A 25,423-nucleotide genomic window follows, 5' to 3' on the forward strand; every position below is an offset into this window, starting at 1 on the left:
TTTATCCGAGGCTATGAATATAGCATTAAAACATCGTCCTAGTAGCTTCAAAGATCTAGTAGGTCAAGATATATTAGTGCGTGTATTAGAAAATGCTTTTATTTTAAACAAAATCCCACAATCTATACTGCTCTCTGGTAGTAGTGGAGTTGGTAAAACCACCACTGCAAGGATAATAGCTTTATGTTTGAATTGTTCCCTGGGGCCAATTTTTGAACCTTGCGGATCATGTGAAAATTGTCTAGCAATAAAAAATTCAAGCCATCCAGATGTAATTGAAATCGATGCAGCAAGTCACACTAGCATTGACGATATTAAAGTAATCCTGGGAGATATTTGCTATTCACCTATAAGCTCTAAATTCAAAGTCTACATTATAGATGAAGTACACATGCTATCTAGCAGTGCATTTAACGCATTACTTAAAACCCTAGAAGAGCCATCATCTAGTGTAAAGTTCATTTTAGCAACTACGGAAATAAAAAAGATACCAATAACTATTATTGCACGTTGTCAAAGATTTGATTTACACAACATTCCTGTAGCTAAAATAGTGGAACGTTTAAATGATGTTGCACAAAAAGAGAGTTATTCCATTGAAAAGGGAGCATTAGAATTAATTGCACGACACTCTGGAAATTCAATGCGTAACGCCTTGTTTTTGATGAATCAAGCAGTGCTATATAGCAAAGATGGTGCAATATCCACTAAAAATGTGACAGACATACTTGGCCTAGTGGATAAAGATATTATATTTGATCTATTAGGGGCAATATTAGAAGGTGATTTACAGAAAGCTCTATCAGTGTTTGACAAGGCGGTAAAAACAGCAAACCCACTTAGTATTTTTGAAGGTCTATTGCAAACAATTCAGTTAGTATGCCGTTTTTTGATTACAAAAGAGATTGATAATGCAGTTACAGAGCATGAAAAGAATAGGATAAAAGATTTAAGTATAAAGAGATCTTTAATATTTTTTTCGAGATTGTGGAAGATGTTGCTTAAAGGTATTCAAGATATAAAAACTTCAACATGCAACGATGTTGCTGCTGAAATGATGTTAATTAGCCTCTGTTATCTTTCTGATCTGCCTTCTCCGGAACAGGTGATCAAAAAAGTTCTTTCGCAGAATGTAGAGCAAGGAAATAGACAGGGCAGACCTGTTGCACCTTCCCCCTCTGTCATCCAAGTAGCTGACTACTCGGATCCAAAAAAATATGTGGAAAGTAAACAACAACCCCACTCTGTCATCCCAGTGCGTGACACTGGGATCCATGTGGAAAATAAACAACAAAATTACGATTTTGATAAGATTTTGCAACTATTAAGGCGAAGTAACCAAATTTATCTTTACAAACAACTGTGTAATAATCTACAATTAATAGATTGTAAACCTGGATATTTAAAATTAAAAGCTGTATCTAAGTTGGATAGTAATTTTTGCAATGATTTAAAAAATTACTTAAACCAGGTGACTCAGCAAGAGTGGGTTGTTGCAGTTGATACAGGTTATATAAACAGGGAAGTGAGTAATTTAAATTATGCACCTGCAGTTAAGGATATCCTTGACACGTTTAAAGGTGCAAAAGTAGTTAATATAGAAAATAAGGAGTAAGTTGTGGGTTTTAGTCAAATAATGAAACAAGCGCAAGAGATGCAAAAAAAGCTTGCAGAAGCTCAAGAAAAATATGTTGGAAAAGAGTTTCAAGGTATTTCTGGTGGTGGCAAAGTTTCTGTATTAGTGGAAGTCATAAAAATAGGTAGCTATAAAGCTAAAAAGGTGAACATAGACTTAGAACTTATGAGAAATGAGGAAAAAGATATAGTAGAGGATTTAGTAACAGCAGCGTTTAATGATGCCGTTAAAAAAGCAGAAGAAGATATGGCGAATGCAACTTCTGATCTTGCAGGTATGATGGGTTTACCATCTGGGTTTAAACTTCCTTTTTGAATTTACTACTGAAGTTTCTTTTAGTGTAAGTATTTTTTTTCTAATATTCCCAACGCTAGTACTTCTTCATATAATGTACCTATACTAGCATAGCCCTACGTCATACCGTGATTCATTCCACAACTGTACAAACATTGCAATATGGCACATAGTAAACGATGTCATTCCAGTCTGGAATCCAGCCTTGCCGTAATCTCATCAAGAACATTGTGTTTTAACATAAAACGGCTACTTTTATGCTTACCAACTTAATAAAATTCCTGGATCCCAGACTGGGATGACAAGAAGATGGTACTTGGATAAGAGGCATTGCCCTCCTGGTAGGCCCAAATTGCAATGTTCGTACAGTTGTGGATTTCTCATCCGCTAACAAGCAGCGGAATGACGAGGTCTTTCGATAGTAAATCTTACCTGTGTTAGCTATACCAAAAAATCAAGAGTAAAAAAGTCGTATTTATTCATTAATAAAATCTTTGTCTTCTCCTAAAAATTAGTTAAAATGTAGAATATTTTGTGTTATTAAGTTAGCACTTGACTTAACTTTAGTTGTTACTTAGACTGCTAAAGTGGAATTTTAATTTTTTTACGAGGACAATTATGCATTATAAAAAGTTTTTTTCAGCAGCCGCTTTAGCAACGTTGCTAAGTTTATCAAACTCTGCTTTTTCAGATCCTGTTGGTCCAATAAGTGATGAAGAAACTAGCTACTACGTTCGTTTGCAATACAACGGTGAATTTTTACCTCTTTTCACAAAAGTTGATGGTATTACCTATAAGAAAGACAAGAGTGATTACAGTCCATTAAAACCATCTTTTATAGCTGGTGGTGGTGCATTTGGTTACAAAATGGACGACATCAGGGTTGATGTTGAAGGAGTTTATTCATACCTAAACAAAAATGATGTTAAAGATGTAACATTTGACCCAGCAAATACTATTGCAGACAGTGTAACAGCAATTTCAGGATTAGTGAACGTGTATTACGATATAGCAATTGAAGATATGCCTATCACTCCATACATTGGTGTTGGTGTTGGTGCAGCGTATATTAGCACTCCTTTGGAACCCGCTGTGAATGATCAAAAAAGTAAATTTGGTTTTGCTGGTCAAGTAAAAGCTGGTGTTAGTTATGATGTAACTCCAGAAGTCAAACTTTATGCTGGAGCTCGTTATTTCGGTTCTTATGGTGCTAATTTTGATGGAAAAAAAACAGATCCTCAAGATTCAACCAGACAGGTTACTGATGCAGGCGCATACAAAGTTCTTTACAGCACTGTTGGTGCAGAAGCTGGAGTAGCGTTTAATTTCTAGTCTATCTCAGTCTTGTTATCCCAGTGAGTTTTTTCTTGCCATCTAAGTGGCATGACACTGGGATCTAGAAAAAAGAAATGTGGATTCCAGTGTCAAGGCACTGGAATAACACTATTTGCTATGTGTTTAAGCTATAACGTTTACCATTGTACTGGTAGAATATCATCTAAGGTTACATAATGTTATCCAATTAGCTAACACTGCGGCCTACTGTCTCCAAGAAATTAGATGGAAAATTTGTACTTTTTTCAAATCAAAGCTTGAATTTTTGCTCGAAAATCAATATATTATATGCATGAAGTTTTGATTTAAGTTGTTATGTTGACCTCAATGGCAAACTTATGTGTCGATAGCAGAACCAATCTCATGCAATATATTGCTAGGGTGCAAAAATTTCCTATGCTGTCTCAAGAGGAAGAGGTACGATTAGCAAAAAATTGGAACCAATGTAAGGATGTTTCTTCTGCTCATAAATTGATTACCAGCCATTTGAATTTGGTAGTGAAAATTGCAATGAAATTCAAAAATTATGGGCTATTGTTGATGGACCTGGTTATGGAAGGAAATATGGGTTTAATGCACGCAGTGAAAAAGTTTAATCCTGATTTAGGGTTTCGTTTTTCAACTTATGCAGTGTGGTGGATTGAAGCTTCAATAAAAGACTTTATATTGAAATCTTGGTCGTTTGTGAAAATAGGCACAACGCAAGCACAAAGAAGATTGTTTTTTAGTTTACGTAAAATAAAAAAAAGAATTTTACAGTATACAAACAGGGAAACTTTAAATAATGAAGAAATAAAAGCAATATCTAATGAGCTTTCTGTATCCGAAGGAGACGTTCTGCAGATGAATTACCGTATGGCTTGTAAGGATCAGTCGCTAAACGATTGCATAAAAATAGGTGATGACTCTAAAAGGGAGTTGCAAGATATGATCCCATGTAACTTGGTCAGTCAAGAAGTAACCTATCAGAATCATGAAGAAAAAGAATTAAAAGAAACAATTTTAAACAATGCACTAGCGAGTCTCAACGAAAGGGCAAGAGACATTTTTATCAGTAGATATTTGTCTGAAAACATTCAAACTCTGGATGAACTTAGTAAAAAATATTGTGTTTCAAGAGAAAGAATAAGGCAGTTGGCTGAGCAGGCGATGGCTAAGGTAAAACAATATATACAATCTGAAAGTTTGAAATTTGGTTTGCATGCGTAGTTTTTTTATATTTCTAATATTTTTTTCGATAGGCGCTTTTGCATCGGTTAGTGATGTACAATTGAAGGAAAAATATAAAGATTGGCTCGTGTATACTGCATTGGAAGATGGAGAGAAAGTATGTTATATTGTATCCTATCCTAAAAAAAAAAGCGAATATTATACAACCAATCGCAAGCCGTATGTAATGGTTAGTTATGTTGATAAAAAAGCAGATGAGGTAAGCGTTACCTCTGGTTTTCAGTATGATAAGGAGCCTGTAGCTCTCAATATCGACAAAAAAATTAAATATACACTGCCCATAATACAGGGAAGTTTTGCGTGGGCAGAGCATACAAAAATAGATCAAGATCTCATTCTAAAAATGAAGCAGGGATTATCAATGGTAGTTAATGGAAAAACAAAAACAGTGACCATTGATGATACTTATTCCCTACTTGGTTTTCAAAAAGCGTATCAAAAAATGCATGATTTATGCCATACAAAGTAAATTATTGTAACAGAATACCCAGCTATAGTATAAACTAGACTACTCTTTCAATGGAAATATAAATAGCACTTTACTTTATATGGGATGTGGATATCATTTAAAATATATTTTTGAGAGTTAGCAATGTCAGAGGTTGCAGGTGTAGATACAGAAATCAAAAAGCAAAATTCTGTGTGCGAGCAGATGCGTTTTAGCGTGAGCCGCACAAGTCTTTTAAATACATTATCCAGAGTAAGTGGAGTGGTTGAAAGGCGTAATGCAATAGATGTTTTGGCGTGTATAAATATCAAAGCACAACACGGCAGCATAAAATTAATGGCAACTGATCTTGACATTTCAATGTTTGCCTCACTTGCTGCAACCGTATTAACAGAAGGAGAAGTAAAAATTTCAGCGCATACTTTACATGACATAGTGAAGAAGTTACCCGCTGATTTGGATGTCAATTTTGAAGTAAACAACCAAGGAAAATTATTGATGTCTTGCGGAAATGCAAACTTTTCTTTACCGAATGTAGTTTCAAGCAGCTTTCCTGCTCTTGAAGAAGACAATTATAAACATGATTTTACTCTACTAAATACAGACCTGATAGACTTATTAACTAAAACAAAATTTGCTGTATCACTAGATGATACAAGGTATAATTTAAATGGAATATATCTACATACAGATGAGCAATTTCTGTACTGCGTTGCAACTGATGGCCATCGTTTATCATGTATAAAGAGGCCAAAGCCTGGGAACATCAATGGCGAATTTGGTGTGATCATTCCACGTAAAACTGTTATGGAGCTGTTAAAAATATTGGACGATTGTAATGAAATTAAAGTAAAACTCTCAGACAGAAAAATCAAGTTTACATGCGGTGAATATATTCTAATATCAAAATTAATAGATGGAACTTTTCCAAATTATAAAGCAGTTATTCCAGCATCTCAAGATAAGCATATGATTATTGAAAGTAAAAAACTTTCAGACGTTATAGATCGAGTTTCCGTTGTTGTATCTAATAAAGTAAAATCTATTAAATTCTCACTACAAGAAAAGCTGCTAACTCTGCATTCAAACTCCCAAGAGTGCAGTGATGCAACTGAATCCATAGAAGTGGACTACAATGAAGCCCCTATAGAAATAGGGTTCAACTCGCGTTATTTACTTGATGTTCTATCCTGCATAAAAAATAAATGTAAGTTTAGCTTAGCCGATGGTAATAGTGCTACAATTATCACTGATGAAGACGATTCAAGTGCATTATATGTAGTAATGCCAATGAGAACTTAAACTCGTCATCTCGCTGCTTGTTAGCGGAATCTGGAGATACCGTGGCGGTATGGCACTTATTTCACTAGCTTTTATTAAATTAGTAATCTATCTTTACCAAATATAAGCCAAAAGGTGGTGCAGTAACTCCAGCGGCACTTCTTTTGCATTGGTTTAATATATTTAGCATTTCTTGCGGATTGGTTCTATTTTTTCCAAATTCAACTAAAGTACCCACAATAATCCTCACTTGGTTATGTAAAAAGGAAATAGCAGATATTTTGATGTGTATATGATTCCCATTTTGTATTATATCGATATCATCAATTGTTCTTATCGGATTTGCGGCTTGACAATCTTTTGAACGGAAACTTGAAAGGTCATGTTTTCCAAGTAGATGTTTAGCAGCTTCACGCATAATATTTACATCAAGTGGGCTAAACACTTGCCATACATAACCCGTCTCCAGAGCGGCAGGAGCATAGCGATTAACTATTCTATATTCGTAATATCTTTTTTTTGCTGAAAACCGTGCGTGAAACGCATCATCTACAACTTCTGCATTAAGCACGACTATAGGAATTGATTTTAAATGATAGTTTATTGCATTCCTTATTCTATAAAGCTCAAATTCCTTTTCCATATCAAAATGAGCAACTTGTCCTAAAGCATGAACTCCTGCATCAGTCCTGCCACCACAGTACAAAGTAACTTTCTCACCACTAAAATTAAATATAGCATTTTCTATCTTCTCCTGGATTGAGTTAGCAGAGTGTTGCTGTTTTTGCCAACCAGAGAAATTACTACCATTATATTCTACCGTTATTTTGTATCGCACTGCATTACATCAAGCTCTATCTAAAATAGTCATTTTCTATCTTAACATAATTTATGGTCAAGCCTACAGTGCTGCCACTCCCATAAAGTAGTTCGTCCAATCTTAAATCTTGCTGCCACTGCTTCTCTGCTTTCTCCTTCGTCTAGCGCCTCCATTGCTTTTTTTCTTAAATCATAACTATATGCTGCTGGCATTCAACCTCCTTATCATTATCTATCCTTATCACATCCGGACTTCTATGAAAAGAGCTATAAGAGGTTGTCCGGAAACAAGTAAAAGGCTATAATATCTGAAATTTTAGTACGGGGTAAAGATGAGAAAAAAGTATCCAACAGATCTAAGCGAAAGGGAATGGGCAAGAATAGAAAAACACTTCAGAGTATCATACAAGAAAGGAGGAAGGCCGCAAAAGTATAGCAAAAAAGAAATATTAGAAGCAATTTTCTGTGTATTGCGTACAGGGTGTCAATGGCGGTATTTACCAAATGATTTTCCGCTATGGAAGACTGTGTATGAGCAGTTCAGGCAATGGAAGAAGCAGGGAATTTTTGAGAAAATGAATTATGAAATTACAAAATATAGTAGAAGAAAAATAGGAAGGAATGAGCAGCCGAGTGCCTGTATAGTAGATAGTCAATCTGTAAAGACTACAGAAAAGGGGGGATCAAAGGCTATGATGGAAGTAAAAAAGTAAAGGGTAGAAAAAGGCATATAATTACAGACACTCAGGGTTTTATACTAGGTTGTTACGTAGGCGCTGCTAACGAAAATGATAGAGATGGTATTAAAATAGCATTAAACAATATGAGAACAAAATATACTAAAGTTAAAAAAATGTGGGCTGACATGGGATACCAAGGAAGAAATTTAAAGAATCACATAAAGGAAGAATATGACATAGATATTGAAATTGTTAAAAGGCCTCCATGTAGATTTTGGGTGCACAAAGATACGCCACCTGAGCTACTACCAACAAGAGAACAAGGGTTTAAAGTACAGCCAAGAAGATGGGTTGTAGAAAGGACTTTTGCTTGGGTTAATAGGAATAGAAGGCTATCGAAGGAGTATGATTTACTCACAACATCCACTGAGAATTTCATATACCTAGCTATGAGTAGGGTTATGTTAAAGAGGGAATATGCTTGAATTTACTAGTTTCCGGACAACCTCTAAATCGTGAAAAAGAACTGCTCATTAAGTGCTGTTTGCTTAATAAATTTACTGACATTGGTATGGCTAAATTCGAAATGGCTACATGAATTTATCGTAAATTATTACCGTATAAGGTACGATGCGACAAAGCCATCCCAGTGTCAGCTACTCGGATGACACCGTCATAAAGGAACCAGTGTTAGCTACTTGGATGACAACCATTGTGCTTGAGGCAAAATTGACTATCACTTCTTTTTATAGAGCTTGCTCCAAACTTTGTTGTTAGTTAATACAAAAAACACTGTTAAAATTATAAAATACGCCACTACTTTTAATCCAAGTTTATGCCGGCGCTCTAATTCTGGCTCTGCTGCCCATTGTAAAAAATTTATCACATCATACGCCATATTTTCAACTGTGGCTTGCCTTGCACCATCATATTCCACCATTCCTTCAGAAAGTGGTGGCGCCATAGCTAATCTGCCTGTTGGAAAATACGAATTAAAATATAAATCATTTTCATCGTGTTCGCCGTTTTGATAGCCTGTTAACAATGAATAGACATAATTTGCACCATCATGCCTTGCTTTAATAATTAATGATAAGTCTGGTGGGACTGCACCATTGTTGCTTGCTGCAGCTGCTTCTTTTGTATCAAAAGGCGCAATAAAATAATCCGAAGGTACTCCAGGTCTGTCAAACATTTCACCCAAATCATTCGGACCATCTTTAACTTGATAAGAAGCTGCTATTTGTTTTACATCTTCTTCAGAAAAACCGACATCTTGCAAATTACGAAATGCTACCCTATTCATTGAATGACAAGCAGCACAGACTTCTTTATACACTTTATAGCCACGCTGAATTGACTCTCTATCGAAAGATCCGACAATTCCATCAAATTTCCAGTCTATTTTCTTATTTGGTGATGATTTAAATTCTTCTGCAGATATAAGACTAGATAGAAATAACATGCAGAAGATTGCAAATACATTAGATCCCATGCATAACCACTGTTTTAGTAAATTTCGAATTGATGTCATGCAAGTAGCTGACACTGGAATCCAGCTTATTTCATCACTGACATTATGGTTATCATGCACTCCTAGAATCTGTTGTCCATTGCATGATTTGTAAGTATTTTTATACCTGGATCCCAGTGTCAAGCACTGGGATGACAACGGAAGATAGTGGAATGACACTGTGTGTTGTATACAACGTTCATACAATTGTGTACATGATGCTGGAATCCATTTATTTTTTTTCTGGATCCCAGTGTCAAGCACTGGGATGACAAAAGAGGGCTCTGGGATGACAGAAGAGAGCTCTGGGATGACAGAGAATTTTGTAAGAGATCTGCTTTGAATTGACATCACCTCATCTCCGGCACAGAATCACTTAAGGTTTTTGGTGGTTCTTTTGGCTTTTCATACTTACTAAGCAGTGGTAAAACTATCACAAAGTATGCAAAGTAATAAAGAGTAGATAGCCTACTCATAGTGATGTAAGGCTCTTTTACCTCTTGTCCTCCAAGCCAGGCAAGAAGTACAAAATTTATTGCAAAAACCCAAAAAAATTTCTTAAACACCGGGCGATAAGCACCACTTTTAACTTTTGATTTATCAAGCCAAGGTAACAAAAACCACACTAAAATAGACGCAAACATGGTAAGCACACCAGTAAGTTTATCTGGAATTGAACGTAGCATTGCATAAAAAGGTAAAAAATACCACTCTGGCACTATATGTACCGGAGTGACCATAGAATCAGCTTCTATATAATTGTCTGGATGCCCAAGATAATTGGGAGCATAGAAAACAAATGCGAACAAAACTACAAAAAACAGACCAAAAGTTATGCAATCCTTGACTATATAATAAGGATAGAGAGGGATGGTATCCTTATCTGATTTTACCTCCACTCCACTTGGGTTACCAGAGCCAAACCTATGCAGAGCTATCACATGAAGCATAGCTAAAGCAATAATAACAAAAGGCAGAAGATAATGCAGAGCGAAAAAACGGTTAAGTGTTGGGTTATCCACTGAAAAACCACCCCATAACCATATAACTATTTTATTGCCAATTAAAGGTATAGCAGAAAATAAGTTGGTTATAACTGTTGCACCCCAGAAACTCATTTGTCCCCAAGGCAATACATATCCCATAAAGGCAGTTGCCATCATTGCAAAAAATATAAATATTCCAATAAACCACACCATCTCTCTCGGTCTTTTATAAGATCCGTAATATAATCCACGCATTATATGAACATAGACTACCATAAAGAAGAGCGATGCTCCAACAGCGTGAGTGTAGCGTATTAACCACCCGTAATTCACATCTCGCATTATGCGCTCTACACTATTAAACGCATAATCAACATGCGGAGTGTAGTGCATAGCAAGAAATATACCTGTTATTATTTGTAAAATCAGCGCTATACCAGCCAAAGAGCCAAAGTTCCAAGCATAATTTAAGTTTTTTGGCACTTGGTAAGAAGCAGTGTGTCTTAGAAAAGAAAATATAGGCAATCTATATTCTATCCATCCTAATATGCCTTTTTCTTCTTTTATTGTTTCTTTTTTGTTATCTTCCTGCATAACTTAAACCTTTCTCAACACATGTCCATTGCTACTTTTATCTTATTTTTTTATTGTAGCAACTTATCCTTTACGCACAAATAAAAACTTTAAAGCAATATTAATTACCTCTTCAGCAACCTGTCACGTGCTGCGTTTAATTTTTGTGCAAAATATTCCGAGCCTCCTTTATCTGGGTGAACTAATTTCATTAAATTTTGATATGCTTTATTGATTTCATTTTGGTTCGCTCCAGAATCTATTCCTAGCACTTTAAATGCTCCATCTCTGAACATGTTACTACTACCAGACTAGTATGATTTTGTCTTGTAAATTTATTCAACAACCCTATTCTAACTATATAATGAAAAATTATCTACAAAGTGTTTATGAAGATGGTATGAAAATCCAACTATCTAAAGTCAACAAATATTTATTAGTTTTACTGATTACTGTCTCAGCATTTCTCATATCTGGGCAAGTATCCAGTTCAAGCAATATCGAGAATGATTTTCAAGATTTACAAGAAAAATTACCATTATTGAAAGATCAGGATTTGTTATTTTTAGATCCAGCTTCAGCTTTAAATTATGGTGATAGGGCAGGTAAAAAAGTGTTAATGGTTATAGTTCACCATACTGAAACATCAACACTAAAAGGTACAAAAGATACGCTGAATGCTAGAGGATTGTCAGTTCATTTTATTGTCGATAGGGATGGCAGCATCACCTTAATGGTTCCATTAGAGAAAGAAGCATGGCATGCTGGTATTAGTTATGCAAGAGTTAAGGTAGATAGTAAGCTTGAAGAGTTACGGAAGCTTAACAACTATTCTGTAGGTATTGAAATTGTAAACACAGGACTTGAGCCTTTTCCGGAAGAGCAAATGAGATCTGTTAAAGAGCTGATTTTATACCTTATGGAGCGTTTTAAAATTAAAAGGGATATGATATTTAGTCATTCTGAAATAGGAACTATAGTGTATGATCCAGAGCTTGGCTATACAATGCGTAAACCAGATCCACACAAATTGTTTGATTGGGAGTTATAGCATTTCTCATAATAGTCCGAATAGGTCATAGGAAGGCAGAATCAACAGCACGACGAAAGGATTCGAATAGAGGAATGTTTTTCCTGGCTCTGTTTTTTATAGCAAACCAATGATGCTCAATTTTGTTAAAATCTGGAGAATAAGGCGGCAGATACAAAATTTCTGCACCGACTCCTTTAGCGAGCTTGATAAGCTTATCAGACTTATGAAAAGTAGCATTATCAAGAATGACAGTTTGTCCAGGTTCTAAGATCGGTGCCAAAAATTGCTCAAACCATCCATTAAAAATATCCATATTACAGTGGCCTTCAAATGTTAATGGAGCAACTATCTTTCTTCTACTTAAGGCTGCAACCATGCTGATTCGTTGAGTTTTTTTTCCAGATTTTAGGGCATAAAATCGCTGTCCTTTCTGGCAATACCCATATGGATAGTCCTCCGTGTTATCAATCCCAGACTCATCTATATACACTAAGTTTTCTGGTTCTTTTGTTGCTATAATTTTTAAGAATTCAGCACGTTTTTCTTCGTTCCTTTCCTTGTATCCATATGTCTTTTTTTGCGCGTAAATCCAATTTTTCTGAGAGCTCGGTGGATCGTTTGGATACTAACGTTGCCCCAAAGTTTAGCCATTTCCGACAGAGTTTTTCTACCGTGTTTTTTAGCAAATTCGATAAACTTATTCCAGTCGATAATTTTCTGATTGTAACCTCCATTACCGAGTTTTTTTGACTGAAAGTCGCCTGTTTCTTTTTTTCTTTGCTGCCACTCCCACAAAGTAGTTCGTCCAATTTTAAATCTTGCTGCCACTGCTTCTCTGCTTTCCCCTTCGTCTAGTGCTTCCATTGCTTTTTTTCTTAAATCATAACTATATGCTGCCGGCATCCAACCTCCTTATCGCCATCTATCCTTAATCTTATCATATCCGGACTTCTGTGGAAAGAGCTATATTAGAGAAAAATGAAATTGGATTGCACATAAGTGACAGAATAAACCCTAAAGATGCTAAACACAAAATGGGCAAAACATTGTATAAAGCAGGTGATAGAAATGAAGGTATTTTGAAATTAAAACAAAGGCTGAACAGATTTTTCTATAAGATAGAACCTTGGAATGATAAGAAAGGTAATGTAATTTTTCCTGATAATAATGCTGATTACTCAGATGAGTTTGATGAGAATTTTGTATGGGTTATTTATCAGTTTTCAATACATAATTTACCAAGAGAAATTAGAAAAGATCTACCTCTTAAACTAGAACAAGCAGATATATTTCCTGAATTCTTTAGTGAATATAGTCATGGCATTTCTTCTAGTTATCTAACCTTTAGTGAAAAAATTAAATCGACTCTACAACCATGTTTAAGCAAAGTAGATTATGAGAATTTATTATCTTCTCTTGCACAATATGAGAATAACATTTCTCCTGATGCATCTACCACTTTAATGTACAAAATTAAGTTATACTATGATTCTTATTTAAGATATCGCATATGGTCTTCACTCTATAAACCATTTAAGCTTAATGTATTGGAAGAGTTAGAGATTTTAAAGAGTGGAGTGTTATCTTTAAAATCACTAGATAGCTCTAAAGCTGTAGAAGTTTCCAGTTTAATTGATAGCTTTAAAGTAGATATTTCTTTAGAATTTCAGGGTTTTGAAAAACAGTGGTTTCAGGAGTTTAAGAATGCTTGGAGACAAGAATTTATACCTTCCCTGGAAGAACAGATAACATGGACTGCACTACATGAAGCAATATTGGAGTATTTAGAAAAAGCAAAGGAAGAAATTCGTTAAACGAAAACTTTTTTTAAGATCACTTTTTTAACAATTTATCACGTGCCGCATTTAGCTTTTGCGCAAAATATTCCGAGCCTCCCTTATCTGGGTGAACTAATTTCATTAAATTTTGATATGCTTTATTGATTTCATTTTGACTTGCCTCAGGATTCAGCCCCAGTATCTTTAATGCTTCATCCTTGGACATGTTATCACCAGTGTAATTTTCAGTATAACTTCTACTGCTACTAAATTCGTTCAAAAACTTACTCAATATAGAGTTCATCATGAAACTCATATTATTTTTTTTTGTCAGGAAAAGAAAAAATATAACAACGCTAGGCAAGACAAATGTAATTACTATGAATACTAAAAAAAGAAAAAAGATGAATGACATGTATATTTTTTTATCATTTTATGATTAAATAGTAACAATTATAATTGTCATGGTAAATAACATGTTCATCCAGATTGAAGAAACACCAAACCCAAATACGCTAAAATTCCTTCCTGGATTTGCAATTCTAAACGAAGGAGAAACGGCTGATTTTTCAAATGCAGATGAAATAAAAAACTCCAAGTTAGCAGCAAATCTTTTTCAAATAGAACATGTGGTAAGAGTGTTTTTTGGTCATGATTTTATTTCAGTAACAAAATTGGGTGGAATTAATTGGGATACACTAAAAGTAGAAATTTTAACTACAATCATGGATCACTTTACTTCAGGTGGAAAAGCGCCAGATAAAGAAGAAGTGAATGATCCAGATGAAGAATTTTTTGATAAAAATGATATAGAAATTGTAAATAGAATAAAAGAATTGATGGAAAGTCATATCAAACCTGCAGTTGCTCAAGATGGTGGCGATATCAAATTTCGTGGCTATAAAGATGGAATAGTTTATGTTGAGTTGCAAGGAGCTTGCTCCGGATGCCCAAGTGCTGCAATTACCCTCAAGCAAGGAGTGCAGAATATGCTGAGCTACCACATACCAGAGGTTGCGGGTATAGAGACCACACTATGACTAATCAAACGGTTAGAGGAACAAAAGATCTCCTGTTTGATGAATGGTACAAGTTTAAATACATTCAGCAAACAGCAAATAGAATCTCAAGTCTATACGGCTTTTTGCCCGCCCAAACTCCAATATTTGAATACACGGAGGTTTTTACAAAAACCTTAGGTGATAGCTCAGATATCATCACTAAAGAGATGTATAGCTTCAATGATAAAGGGGGAAAGAGCATAACTTTACGTCCTGAGTTCACTGCAGCGATTGTCAGGCTACTCATTGAAAAAAAACTGCAAACACCGATAAAATTATTCTCAACAGGACCTGCATTTCGCTATGAAAGACCGCAAAAGGGAAGACAAAGGCAATTTCATCAGATAAATTTTGAGGTTTTTGGCATAGAAGATCCAAAAGCTGATATTGAATTGATATCACTCGCTCAGCACTTACTAACTGAATTTGGCATCAATAAAAATGTAAAGCTGGAAATCAACTCTTTAGGTGATGGTGAAACAATAACTAAATATAGAGAAGCTTTGATCTTATACTTTACAAAGTATCAAAATGATCTATCAGAAGATAGCAAAAATAGGTTGATCAAAAATCCACTCAGAATACTGGATTCCAAGGATGAGAAAGATAAATCAATAATTTCTGATGCGCCTAAAATCAGCAATTATTATACGAAAGAGTCCTCAGATTTCTTTGAACAAATACTAAATGGATTAACAATTCTTGATATACCTTATACCGTAAACAATAAACTAGTTCGAGGTTTGGATTATTATTGCCACACAGTGTTTGAGTTTGTTACAGAGTATTTAGGTGCACAAGGGGCAGTTTTTGCCGGTGGAAGATACGATAATTTAGTATCTTCAGTAGGTGGAAAACACACTCCAGCAATAGGATTTGCAGGGGGTATTGAGCGCATAATGGAGTTAATCAATTATTCTCCGAAAGAAGAGCGACCTATTTACCTAATTCCAATCGGTAGAGAGGCTGAAAAACATGCTTTAACACTTGCAAATGAATTGCGCAGAAATGGTTTATATGTAATCTATGAATATAGCGGAACGCTCAGAACCCGAATGAAAAAAGCAAATCAAGCAAATGCTAAAGCTGCTTTAATCTTTGGCGATGAAGAATTGAGTAGTAAAACTTTAAAGATTAAAAACATGGATACAGGTGAAGAAAAAATAATTGCTCGCGATAACACAATAGAAAATATCTATTAGGAGCAATGCAAATGTTTTTCTCAGTCAGCTATAGAAGAAAATTCGTCTGCACAAGAATTTTTCATAGTATTCAAAGTATCATAATCTGTAAAATCTAATTTTACCGGTGTAATAGTAATAAATCCTTCTTTTATTTTATTTATACTACCACTGCCTGAGTGCTCTCGAGACCAATTTAAGCTAAAAGAGCCATTCGAATTTTCAGTAAAAGTTAAATCCCCATCAATGTTATATTCACCTTGTTCAGCAAATTCTACTCCTTTTACTTTTTCCGTAGCAGGAAAATTTACACTCATCACTATGTTTTTAGGCCAACCAACCTTAACTAGCTTGGCAATAACCTTTGGTGCAAAAACCTTTGTATTGTGCCAGTCTATTTTATCATGATAAACTTGGCTCAGCGCAATAGAAGGTATAGACCTTGCAGCACCTTCCATTACAGCACCAATTGTTCCTGAATAACAAATATCGTCCCCGACATTTGATCCAATATTTACTCCGGACAATATTAAGTCTGGTTTTTTATTCATAACTTTATTTAGCGCAATAATGACACAATCTGCAGGAGTACCAGACACACTAAATTCCCTTTCACTATGTTGTTTTATTCCAATAGATTGTTTCACTGGATAATCAAGAGATCTTGCAGCTCCGCTTCTATCAGTATCTGGTGCCACTATCCATATTTCTGACGCAAAATTCCGTGCAACCTCTTTGAGTAATTTTATTCCTTCACTTCCAAAGCCATCATCGTTTGTTATCAATATTATCATATACAATACTCAGCTATACAGCTCCAAATTATGTAAACCACTGGCTGTAAATAAACTCATGAGGCTTTAAGTTTCTTTGCATAACTGTGGACTGTAACAAAGAACCTGCTGTAAATCAATAGATTTCTTGCACAGGCCATAACTGTCATTACAATAGAAACGAAAAAACTTGCTTGACAAACTCCGCCAGCCCCCTTATCATAAACACTGAAGCTATTTATTTATCTTCTCTGTACAGATTAAATGACAAAAAAACTCACGTATCTGGCGTCTCATGTTTAATTTTTTGCACTATGTGCACCTTATGTCTTTATCAAACTTCTACCTACATAAGCTGAAACGCGCTTATAAAGCGTTTAAAACATAAAAAAACGCCAACTTAAAAAATGGATAGTGAATAACTAGCTACCCTAGGGTTTCTTTTGCCTTTTTTTCTGTTTAGTAAATTTCTTAAATATTTATAGCTAAACGACAAACGTCATCCCGCTACGTGTTAGCGGCTAAGAGATACCGCGGCGGTATGACGGTTTGCGGCGGCATGACCTCGTCATTCCCCTACGTGTTAGCGGGATCTAGAGATACCGTGACGGTATGACGGTTCGCGCGGTGGCATGACCTCGTCATCCCGCTACGTGTTAGCGGGATCTATGCTTTGAGATACCGCGAATGAATCGCGGTATGACGGTGTAGATGATGGTTAAGTAATTCGTCATCCCGCTGCTTGTTAGCGGGATCTAGAGATACCGCGAATGAATCGCGGTATGACGGTTCGCGGCGGTATGACGGTTCGTGGCGGCGTGACGATAAGCTCGTCATCCCGCTGCTTGTTAGCGGGATCTCTTGTTAGCGGATGAGATACCGCGAATGAATCGCGGTATGACGGTGTAGATATAGCATTTCTCATAATAGTCCGAATAGGTCATAGGAAGGCAGAATCAACAGCACGACGAAAGGATTCGAATAGAGGAATGTTTTTCCTGGCTCTGTTTTTTATAGCAAACCAATGATGCTCAATTTTGTTAAAATCTGGAGAATAAGGCGGCAGATACAAAATTTCTGCACCGACTCCTTTAGCGAGCTTGATAAGCTTATCAGACTTATGAAAAGTAGCATTATCAAGAATGACAGTTTGTCCAGGTTCTAAGATCGGTGCCAAAAATTGCTCAAACCATCCATTAAAAATATCCATATTACAGTGGCCTTCAAATGTTAATGGAGCAACTATCTTTCTTCTACTTAAGGCTGCAACCATGCTGATTCGTTGAGTTTTTTTTCCAGATTTTAGGGCATAAAATCGCTGTCCTTTCTGGCAATACCCATATGGATAGTCCTCCGTGTTATCAATCCCAGACTCATCTATATACACTAAGTTTTCTGGTTCTTTTGTTGCTATAATTTTTAAGAATTCAGCACGTTTTTCTTCGTTCCTTTCCTTGTATCCATATGTCTTTTTTTGCGCGTAAATCCAATTTTTCTGAGAGCTCGGTGGATCGTTTGGATACTAACGTTGCCCCAAAGTTTAGCCATTTCCGACAGAGTTTTTCTACCGTGTTTTTTAGCAAATTCGATAAACTTATTCCAGTCGATAATTTTCTGATTGTAACCTCCATTACCGAGTTTTTTTGACTGAAAGTCGCCTGTTTCTTTTTTTCTTTGCTGCCACTCCCACAAAGTAGTTCGTCCAATTTTAAATCTTGCTGCCACTGCTTCTCTGCTTTCCCCTTCGTCTAGTGCTTCCATTGCTTTTTTTCTTAAATCATAACTATATGCTGCCGGCATCCAACCTCCTTATCGCCATCTATCCTTAATCTTATCATATCCGGACTTCTGTGGAAAGAGCTATAGTATCCCGCTGCTTGTTATAGCTCTTTTTACAATAATCCGAACAGACCGTAATATGCTACTGGCCTGCTATAGCCATAAACACATATCTTATCGCATTCGGACTATTATAAGAAAGGCTATAGCGGCTGAGATACCGCGAATGAATCGCGGTATGACGTGTTGAAACAATCCGATAAGGTAAGCCTCGTCATCCCGCTACGTGTTAGCGGGATCTAGAGATACCGCGGCGGTATGACGTGTTGCTTGGGTCAGCTATAGTATTTCTTAAAATTAATAATAAATTTCTTGGCTAGCAAGAAGCTGTAAATTTTTTTGCGAGACCTAAGCCGCTTTTGATATAGCTAAAGGTTTACTGATGATTTGTCTCATTCCACTACCTGCTGACTTACTTTCTGCTTAGCATATCCATCAAATCAGATTCTTTGAGTTTACTATGGTCAACTTTACTGAACTTATTTACCATAGAGCTCATTTGATTATACTGCTTAATTAGAAGATTAATGTCAGTTACAGTTGTTCCGGACCCCTTAGAAATTCTAAGTCTTCTTTTGCCATTTAAAATATCTGGATTTTGCCTTTCTTTTTCAGTCATTGAGTTTATGATGGCTATATATTTTTTCACTTTATTGTCATCTGGCACACTGCTACTTAGCTTTTTTGTAAATGAACTAGGAATGAATTTCATTATGTTGCTAATGCCATCCATTTTACTCAGAGTTTTTAACATTCCCACTAGGTCGTTTAGGTCGAATTTACCTTTTTTCACTTTCTTTTGTAACTTATCAATTTCTTCCTGACCAACAATCTCAGCAGCTTTTTCAACCAATGATACAACATCACCCATGCTAAGTATCCTTTTTGCAATTCTATCGGGATAAAAATCATCGAGGTCACTTAATTTTTCACCACAAGCAATAAATTTAATTGGACAATCGGCGATCATTTTCATAGAAAGAGCAGCACCACCACGTGCATCACCATCAACACGGGTGAGAATAATGCCGGTTACACCTATTACCTCATTGAATGATTTGGCAATGTTGACCGCATCCTGGCCTATCATTGCGTCGGCTACTAAAATAACTTCTGCAGGTGAAGCTATTTCCTTTACGGCTTTCAACTCATTCATCATATTATTGTCAATATGAAGCCTGCCTGCAGTGTCTAGTATTAATACATCATAATTATCGTTCTTTGCTATTGCTATTGCCCTTTTTGTAATTGTAATGGGCTTCTCATCTATTACTACAGGTAAAGTTTGCACATCTATTTGTTTACCTAGCACTTCAAGTTGTTTCTGGGCAGCAGGCCTATAAATGTCTAAAGAGGCAAGCATCACTTTTTTCTTTTGCTTTTTTAGTTTTAAAGCAAGCTTTCCTGAGGTAGTTGTTTTACCTGCACCTTGTAAGCCCACCGTCATAATCACAGCAGGGGGTTTAACTGCTAGATTTAAGTCACTTTTCTCTGATCCGAGAACTGCAACTAAATTATCCTGTACAATTTTAATTATCATTTGTGCTGGAGAAACACTTTTTATGACTTTTTCCCCAATCACTTTATCTTTAATGTCGTTGATGAATTTTTTTGCAACTTCAAGTGAAACGTCAGCTTCAATTAAGGCTATGCGTATTTCACGCATGGCAAGATTAAAATCATCTTCAGAAATGATTGACTTTCCTCTCAGTTTACTAAATACAGAATTTAAACTTTCAGTTAACGATTTAAACATAATAGCATTAGTAGAATACTCATTAAAAAGAGAGAAGAAGCTGAAACAAAACTCACTGAGTTATAACTCAGCACTTCTTTAAGTTTAGTAATATTATTAAAGTATAAACCAACAAGTGGATTAGTCAAGTTTTGCACTACGCTGGCAAACATTTCTCTAGTTTTAGAGACTAACTGATTGAACAGCAAGATAATATAGGGTATGAAAGCTCTAAAAATCCAATCAACATCCATTTTAAAATTTACTCTCGGGTAAAATAACTTGCGTAAAGGAATAAACAATAAAGTGGTACATAGTAATAAATTAAATTGCGACCAAATATTTTTTGTGTCGTACACAAAATCGAAAATCGAAGGTTTATTGTAAATAGGTAAGTAAGGATTGCCAGCGATTACGCATATAAATGCTAAAATAATCATAGTCATTTTGCCTCCTCTCTCTGCTAAAGGTTTTGACTTACTTTTTGCAATAAATAAGTAATAAAGAAACTTTAGCCCCACGCTTAAATGAAGCAGCAAATTTAGAAGCTTATATAAATTTTTATACCCTTTTAAGGCAACAGTGTTCATTTCAATTTCAGCTGTGATATATGATTTACTGATAAATCCAACGGTTCCAGGAAATGCAGCCATTGTAAGTATTGCGATTATAGCACACATGCCTTCCACTGACATCAGTTTACCCACTCCATTAAAACTAATTGTTTTTGTTTGTGAAATAATCGAATTACTGACCACAAACAATAATGATTGATAAACAAGAGAGAAGATTATATGCAGTATCAAAATTGGTATTGCTTTTTCCGAAGGACTGAGCAAACTTCCTGCAATAATCAGCAAGCCCATTTGTCCTACAACGTTATAGCATAAAAATCTGCGAATATTTTGCTCAAGAGAAGCAAATATAATGCTGTAAATTGCAGTGATGGCGCCTACAAGCGCTAATATTTCAGTACAATCTTGCCATAGGTTATAAGTGTGTAAAAGCATCACTAAAAAAGAGACTTTAGTGGTAAATAAAGAGAGATATGTGGTGCCATGTGGCGATGCAGCAGGATATGCATCAACAACCCAAAATGAAAAAGGAAAACAAGCGCAGTTTATCAATAAACCCAAAATTATCAGGTTAGTGCTTTGAAGTGCCAATCCTGCTATTAATATAACTCCAACGAAAAAGTGTACACAAGCGTACCTTATTGCAGGTCCACTATCTCTACAGCTAGCTGCGATAATAAAAAATGCACTGATGGTCATTAATTCACAGAATATTATAACCAATATCATATGTTCAGATAAAACTGCATAAAGTGAACTAATAGTGTAAGCAGCAAAAGATAGCATCTCTGAAAAAGTCAAATTTTGTGCTGGTAGAACAGCTAAAAATGCAACTGATAAAAAAGATATTAGTATGGTACGAAAAGATAAATCAAAATCTAGAATTGGGAGAGACCAATTTACTGCAATGCTCAAATTTTCAGGTAATTTTAGGACTATAACTATTAATACAGTCAGTAGAAGTAACAGTGAAGATTTATAAAGTTGCACAATAATTAAAACCAATATGGTTTATGCTATCTCAATATATGAATAAAATCAATTTGCATATTAACCACTAATTAAACTAATTATCATATAATTATATCAGAGTTTAGAGGGTTATAGAGAAACCGGTCAGATTAGGTTTTTAATCTAATCTGACCGATAGCTTTAATAGTGAGGTAAGCTTTAATATAGCACTCCTAATTCATAACGCTACACTCGTGCATAATTTATTTTTAATTTGTGCACGAGCGTTAGTAAATTATTTACTTTTTGAAATAAAATTTGGCATCACTTTAATATTGAGACTTAGTAAACCTCAGTAGGTCTGCCAGTTGGGCCCATAAGAATTATTTGCTCGCCTTCTCTTAAGTGTCTGCATAAATTAGTGGAGCCGCCGATTTCCAGCACAATAGTGGAAATAATTCCTTTTTTTTTGTCTACTTCAGTGCCGGTTACGGCTATACCTTCCATAGCAAGGTTTGTATTATTGGCTTTTCTGCCATTGGTTTCAAAATTTTGCAATCTAAAGAATTGCCCAGGCTTAAAATTCTTTGCCGCAAGTGGTGCTTTGATCACTATTTCCACAACTTTGTCTGTTAAATATTGAACTTTTATAACCTTTGCAGTGAATTGCTCTTTGATTCTATTAAATAATTCTTTATTAGCCAGGTCTTCAACACTTGACCACGCATTTTTTTTCTGGCCCACAACATCACACACTGGAATGACAGAAACGAAGCTATTAACTCCACTCAAAAGCTGAGAAATAATAGGGTAGCCGTTTTTAGCACTTGCCATAGCTTTCACGACGCTGCCACTATACGAAGGGTGAAGATCACCAAAAAAGCTGATTGTTTTATTGCCTTGCTTATACACTAATATTCTATCTTTATTTTGCATTTTAGGAGAAAATATTGGGTCTATTTCTTTTCCTGATGAATTCAAATGAGTAAAATACCCATTACTTAATTTAAAATGCTTTTTATCTTCTGTTGCAATAACTGTATTTGGCTCAGTACCTGCTGCTATAAAAATAGAACGTGCTTTTATACGTTTGATTTCGCCGGATTTTGTGTCTATCAGTTTTATTAATTCAGCATGGTTATATTTATCCGTCACAACTTCAACTGGCTCTAAGTTTTCAATAAAGTAAATTCCTTCTGACAGTGCATTTTGCACCTCTTCGCTATTTAATCGATAACTCGGTGAATCTTTTAGCTCTTTTCTATATATAACTTTCACTCCCCCGAGGCTCTGCATTAACTCTAATATTTTTATTTCTCTATTCTCTTTTTTTGCTAACTTTTGCTTTTCTCGGATCAATTGTGCGTGCGATATGAGCTCATTTGCAATTTTGTGTTCTTCTTCTGTCCAATCTTTTTCAACACAGTCCTTTCCATACTTATCAACTAATATCTCATAACGAAGAAGAAATTTTTCTACTTGAATTGGATAATACGCTAAAGCTTCAGTGGCAGTGTCAATCGCAGTAAGCCCCGCACCTATGACAACTATCGGCATACGAACTTGCAGATTTGCTATAGAATCAAATTTAAGAGCGCCAGTCAGTTGTAACGACATCAGAAAATCAGATGCCATGCGTACTCCACGAGCTAGTATGTTTTTTATTTTGATCATTCGTGGCTTACCAGAGCCAAGTGCTAGGGCGATGTGATCAAAACCCGAGTTGAACGCGTCATCAACATTAATCGTGCCACCAAAACGAATGCCTCCATAAAGTGCGAAATGCTCACGTCTTTCCAGCAGTAATCTAATAATCTTTAAGTAATTCTTATCCCACCGAGAAGTAATGCCATATTCTGCCACCCCACCAAACCCTCCTGCCGTGCGTTCACTCAATTTTTCGTGTTTGAAATCTTTAATTAGCTGGAAATTATCGATCAAAGGTTCAATCTTTAGTCCATCAATGGTGATAACGTTATGCCCATCATTCAACAAATGATGAGCTAAATTAAAACCAGCAGGACCAAGGCCTACAACTAGAACGTTTTTTCCGGTGTTTTCTCTTGGCAATGAACGCTGAAAATTTAAAGGATTCCAACGGCTGAGCAGAGAATATATTTCAAATCCGTACGGTAAACTGAGCACATCATCCAGAATCCTTGTTTCAATTGCTGGCACATTTACGGGTTCTTGTTTTTGATATATGCACGAATTCATGCAGTCATTGCATATTCTGTGTCCAGTAGCCGCGCATAATGGGTTATCTATCATCACAATTGCAAGACTTGCTATGCTGTACCCTTCGCTTTTCACCAGATTCATTTCTGATATTTTCTGCTCTAGTGGGCAGCCGTGCAGTTCAACTCTAAGTGGAGACTTTTTGAAAGTATTGTCATCATTAATTAGCCCCTTTGAGCAGCTATCCTTACTTTGCTTATGACAAAATATGCAGTAGTGAGCATTATCCAATGCTTTATCTAAACTAGCCTTTTCACTTGTTAGGTCAAAACCGTATCGTCTTTTTACTTCATTTGAATACAGCACTTCAACTTTGTCTACTTCTTTTTTAGAAAATGGTATGAGGTTTTCGTGGTCAATTTTTTTATGTATGCTAAATAATATGCTCTGTTTATTTTTCACTCTCCACGCTGCATATTGTGCCGCAAGTTCTATTTCCTCTTTGTGATTTTCTTTATCTTCAAACCAATGCATCACCTGCTCAGCGAAATTTTTTTCTGTTGTTGGCAAAGTGAGAAAAGGACTTAGTTTGTTAGTAATATTTATATTCGCCACATTAGTGTATTTCTTCAATGCATAGCGTTGGACAAATAATCTTTTGCACTTATATATTACAGCAAAGTCGTTGTGCTTTTTCTTTAGCTCCTCTATTTCTTTTTCAACATTGAAAAGTTTTGCAATAAATTCATCAAGTAAATATGAGAGGTCTACTATTAACTGACTATCTGTCATCCAAGTAGCTGACCGTCCTTCTTGTTTTCTAGATCCCAGTGTCAAGCACTGGGATGACGGGGGGTGACACTGGGATGATGGGAGGTGACACTGGGATGACATCGAAGAAGAAGCTGCTTTTTCTCTTGCTTCAATTAATGAACAAAACAAGCTCTCATCACATGATTTAATATAATTCAAAAATGTCTCATCTAATTTTGTTAATCCATTGCGAGTATATAGATTCGAAAATGAGATTTTGAAATTCAGCTTCATTGCTATACTATAAAGTGTACATGCTGTTTCTTACAGATGAAGATTTTATTTATTTTGCAATACTGCTGAGATTGTTGCTTCTGCAACTTTTTCTTCGCTAACAGATGCAATACACCTAAATTTGTATACACCTAAACACACACTTTGAATGTTAGCTTGAAGAATCAATGTGTCCCCTGGAGTAACTAGCTTTCTGAATTTTGCATTTTCAATGGATCTCAAGTAAACAACTTTATTTTCTATTGTTTCTTTACCTAGAACACATATAGCAGATGCCTGAGCTAGAGATTCAATTATCAAGACTCCTGGCATTATCGGATGACCAGGGAAGTGGCCAATAAAAAATGGCTCATTGAAAGTCACATTTTTGATTGCTTTTATACTTTTACCAGGATCACACTCTATAACTCTATCTACTAAGAGAAACGGATAAGAATGTGGTAGTGTTTTTATAATATCACTGATATTAAATTGCAT

At 35.6% G+C, this 25,423-nt stretch carries 23 protein-coding genes and 1 pseudogene; 11 read left to right on the forward strand and 13 right to left on the reverse strand.

Features of this window, described 5'->3' with window-relative positions; all coding sequences use genetic code 11:
* The first annotated feature begins 13 nt into the window (after window positions 1-13).
* From dnaX to dnaN, 6 genes are all read left to right on the forward strand, one after another.
* Window positions 14-1,615, forward strand: coding sequence for a DNA polymerase III subunit gamma/tau (dnaX, locus tag AAGD90_RS00675; protein ID WP_341821966.1), 1,602 nt, complete (start codon window positions 14-16; stop codon window positions 1,613-1,615).
* Between the two features lie 21 nt (window positions 1,616-1,636).
* Window positions 1,637-1,951 carry a YbaB/EbfC family nucleoid-associated protein gene (locus AAGD90_RS00680; RefSeq protein ID WP_038199344.1) on the forward strand — a complete coding sequence of 105 codons (315 nt, stop codon included), beginning with the start codon at window positions 1,637-1,639 and terminating at the stop codon, window positions 1,949-1,951.
* Between the two features lie 597 nt (window positions 1,952-2,548).
* Window positions 2,549-3,262, forward strand: a complete 714-nt coding sequence (locus AAGD90_RS00685) for a P44/Msp2 family outer membrane protein (protein ID WP_341821967.1) — start codon at window positions 2,549-2,551, stop codon at window positions 3,260-3,262.
* A 318-nt stretch (window positions 3,263-3,580) separates the two neighbouring features.
* Window positions 3,581-4,474: an RNA polymerase factor sigma-32 gene (locus tag AAGD90_RS00690; RefSeq protein ID WP_341821968.1), complete on the forward strand. Its 894-nt coding sequence runs from the start codon at window positions 3,581-3,583 to the stop codon at window positions 4,472-4,474.
* Window positions 4,467-4,964, forward strand: coding sequence for an invasion associated locus B family protein (locus AAGD90_RS00695; RefSeq protein WP_006279310.1), 498 nt, complete (start codon window positions 4,467-4,469; stop codon window positions 4,962-4,964). The genes AAGD90_RS00690 and AAGD90_RS00695 overlap by 8 nt, the downstream gene beginning before the upstream one ends.
* Window positions 4,965-5,087: 123 nt before the next feature.
* Window positions 5,088-6,245, forward strand: a complete 1,158-nt coding sequence (dnaN, locus tag AAGD90_RS00700; protein ID WP_341821969.1) for a DNA polymerase III subunit beta — start codon at window positions 5,088-5,090, stop codon at window positions 6,243-6,245.
* 79 nt (window positions 6,246-6,324) lie between these two features.
* On the opposite strand, the gene truA is transcribed toward dnaN, so the two are convergent.
* A complete protein-coding gene (gene truA, locus AAGD90_RS00705) occupies window positions 6,325-7,062 on the reverse strand; it encodes a tRNA pseudouridine(38-40) synthase TruA (protein ID WP_010963021.1) in 738 nt (245 codons plus the stop codon).
* A 71-nt stretch (window positions 7,063-7,133) separates the two neighbouring features.
* Window positions 7,134-7,256, reverse strand: a pseudogene (locus AAGD90_RS00710) (IS630 transposase-related protein); the annotation flags it as partial.
* Between the two features lie 119 nt (window positions 7,257-7,375).
* Here AAGD90_RS00710 and AAGD90_RS00715 point away from each other — a divergent pair.
* Window positions 7,376-8,208 (forward strand): IS5-like element ISWpi1 family transposase gene (locus AAGD90_RS00715; RefSeq protein WP_341821642.1). Its coding sequence is split into 2 segments (ribosomal slippage): window positions 7,376-7,745 and window positions 7,745-8,208, totalling 834 coding nucleotides; the frame shifts between segments, so codons are not numbered across the junction.
* Between the two features lie 251 nt (window positions 8,209-8,459).
* On the opposite strand, the gene AAGD90_RS00720 is transcribed toward AAGD90_RS00715, so the two are convergent.
* The 3 genes from AAGD90_RS00720 to AAGD90_RS00730 all read right to left on the reverse strand — a co-directional run bounded on the left by AAGD90_RS00720 (window position 8,460) and on the right by AAGD90_RS00730 (window position 11,091).
* Entirely contained in the window at window positions 8,460-9,218 is a 759-nt protein-coding gene (locus AAGD90_RS00720; protein ID WP_010963022.1) for a cytochrome c1, read from the reverse strand.
* 368 nt (window positions 9,219-9,586) lie between these two features.
* On the reverse strand, window positions 9,587-10,816 hold the full coding sequence (locus AAGD90_RS00725; protein ID WP_006280242.1) for a cytochrome b: 1,230 nt from the start codon (window positions 10,814-10,816) through the stop codon (window positions 9,587-9,589).
* A 104-nt stretch (window positions 10,817-10,920) separates the two neighbouring features.
* Window positions 10,921-11,091, reverse strand: coding sequence for a J domain-containing protein (locus AAGD90_RS00730; protein ID WP_010082675.1), 171 nt, complete (start codon window positions 11,089-11,091; stop codon window positions 10,921-10,923).
* 68 nt (window positions 11,092-11,159) lie between these two features.
* Here AAGD90_RS00730 and AAGD90_RS00735 point away from each other — a divergent pair, with 68 nt between their 5' ends.
* The gene (locus tag AAGD90_RS00735; RefSeq protein WP_341821970.1) at window positions 11,160-11,846 is read left to right on the forward strand and encodes an N-acetylmuramoyl-L-alanine amidase; all 687 of its coding nucleotides are present in this window, start codon (window positions 11,160-11,162) and stop codon (window positions 11,844-11,846) included.
* A gap of 25 nt (window positions 11,847-11,871) precedes the next feature.
* Here the strand turns inward: AAGD90_RS00735 and AAGD90_RS00740 are convergent.
* Window positions 11,872-12,731, reverse strand: a protein-coding gene (locus AAGD90_RS00740; protein WP_156518142.1) for an IS630 family transposase whose coding sequence is annotated in 2 segments (ribosomal slippage) — window positions 11,872-12,407 and window positions 12,407-12,731 — 861 coding nt in all. Because the reading frame shifts where the segments join, the coding sequence is not laid out codon by codon here.
* A 50-nt stretch (window positions 12,732-12,781) separates the two neighbouring features.
* Between AAGD90_RS00740 and AAGD90_RS00745 the strand changes: the two genes are divergently transcribed.
* The gene (locus AAGD90_RS00745) at window positions 12,782-13,642 is read left to right on the forward strand and encodes a hypothetical protein (RefSeq protein WP_341821971.1); all 861 of its coding nucleotides are present in this window, start codon (window positions 12,782-12,784) and stop codon (window positions 13,640-13,642) included.
* A gap of 19 nt (window positions 13,643-13,661) precedes the next feature.
* Here the strand turns inward: AAGD90_RS00745 and AAGD90_RS00750 are convergent, their stop codons facing one another.
* On the reverse strand, window positions 13,662-13,922 hold the full coding sequence (locus AAGD90_RS00750; RefSeq protein WP_227738613.1) for a J domain-containing protein: 261 nt from the start codon (window positions 13,920-13,922) through the stop codon (window positions 13,662-13,664).
* A gap of 160 nt (window positions 13,923-14,082) precedes the next feature.
* Between AAGD90_RS00750 and AAGD90_RS00755 the strand changes: the two genes are divergently transcribed.
* Window positions 14,083-14,646 carry a NifU family protein gene (locus tag AAGD90_RS00755; RefSeq protein WP_341821972.1) on the forward strand — a complete coding sequence of 188 codons (564 nt, stop codon included), beginning with the start codon at window positions 14,083-14,085 and terminating at the stop codon, window positions 14,644-14,646.
* The gene (hisS, locus tag AAGD90_RS00760; protein ID WP_341821973.1) at window positions 14,643-15,869 is read left to right on the forward strand and encodes a histidine--tRNA ligase; all 1,227 of its coding nucleotides are present in this window, start codon (window positions 14,643-14,645) and stop codon (window positions 15,867-15,869) included. Before AAGD90_RS00755 ends, hisS begins: the two co-directional genes overlap by 4 nt.
* A 20-nt stretch (window positions 15,870-15,889) precedes the next feature.
* On the opposite strand, the gene surE is transcribed toward hisS, so the two are convergent.
* The 6 genes from surE to fabZ all read right to left on the reverse strand — a co-directional run bounded on the left by surE (window position 15,890) and on the right by fabZ (window position 25,423).
* Window positions 15,890-16,642 carry a 5'/3'-nucleotidase SurE gene (surE, locus tag AAGD90_RS00765; protein ID WP_010081939.1) on the reverse strand — a complete coding sequence of 251 codons (753 nt, stop codon included), beginning with the start codon at window positions 16,640-16,642 and terminating at the stop codon, window positions 15,890-15,892.
* Between the two features lie 919 nt (window positions 16,643-17,561).
* A protein-coding gene (locus tag AAGD90_RS00770) for an IS630 family transposase (protein ID WP_156518142.1) occupies window positions 17,562-18,421 on the reverse strand; the annotation gives its coding sequence in 2 pieces (ribosomal slippage) (window positions 17,562-18,097 and window positions 18,097-18,421; 861 coding nt in all).
* Window positions 18,422-18,872: 451 nt separating this feature from the next.
* Complete coding sequence (gene ffh / locus AAGD90_RS00775) at window positions 18,873-20,216, reverse strand: signal recognition particle protein (protein ID WP_341821974.1); 1,344 nt, start codon at window positions 20,214-20,216, stop codon at window positions 18,873-18,875.
* Window positions 20,201-21,760, reverse strand: a complete 1,560-nt coding sequence (locus tag AAGD90_RS00780) for a proton-conducting transporter membrane subunit (protein ID WP_341822165.1) — start codon at window positions 21,758-21,760, stop codon at window positions 20,201-20,203. Before AAGD90_RS00780 ends, ffh begins: the two co-directional genes overlap by 16 nt.
* A 303-nt stretch (window positions 21,761-22,063) precedes the next feature.
* A complete protein-coding gene (locus AAGD90_RS00785) occupies window positions 22,064-24,946 on the reverse strand; it encodes an FAD-dependent oxidoreductase (protein ID WP_341821975.1) in 2,883 nt (960 codons plus the stop codon).
* Window positions 24,947-24,991: 45 nt separating this feature from the next.
* A complete protein-coding gene (gene fabZ / locus AAGD90_RS00790) occupies window positions 24,992-25,423 on the reverse strand; it encodes a 3-hydroxyacyl-ACP dehydratase FabZ (protein WP_010082082.1) in 432 nt (143 codons plus the stop codon).

Source organism: Wolbachia endosymbiont (group A) of Ischnus inquisitorius, assembly GCF_964026985.1.
GTDB classification, from domain to species: Bacteria; Pseudomonadota; Alphaproteobacteria; order Rickettsiales; family Anaplasmataceae; genus Wolbachia; species Wolbachia pipientis.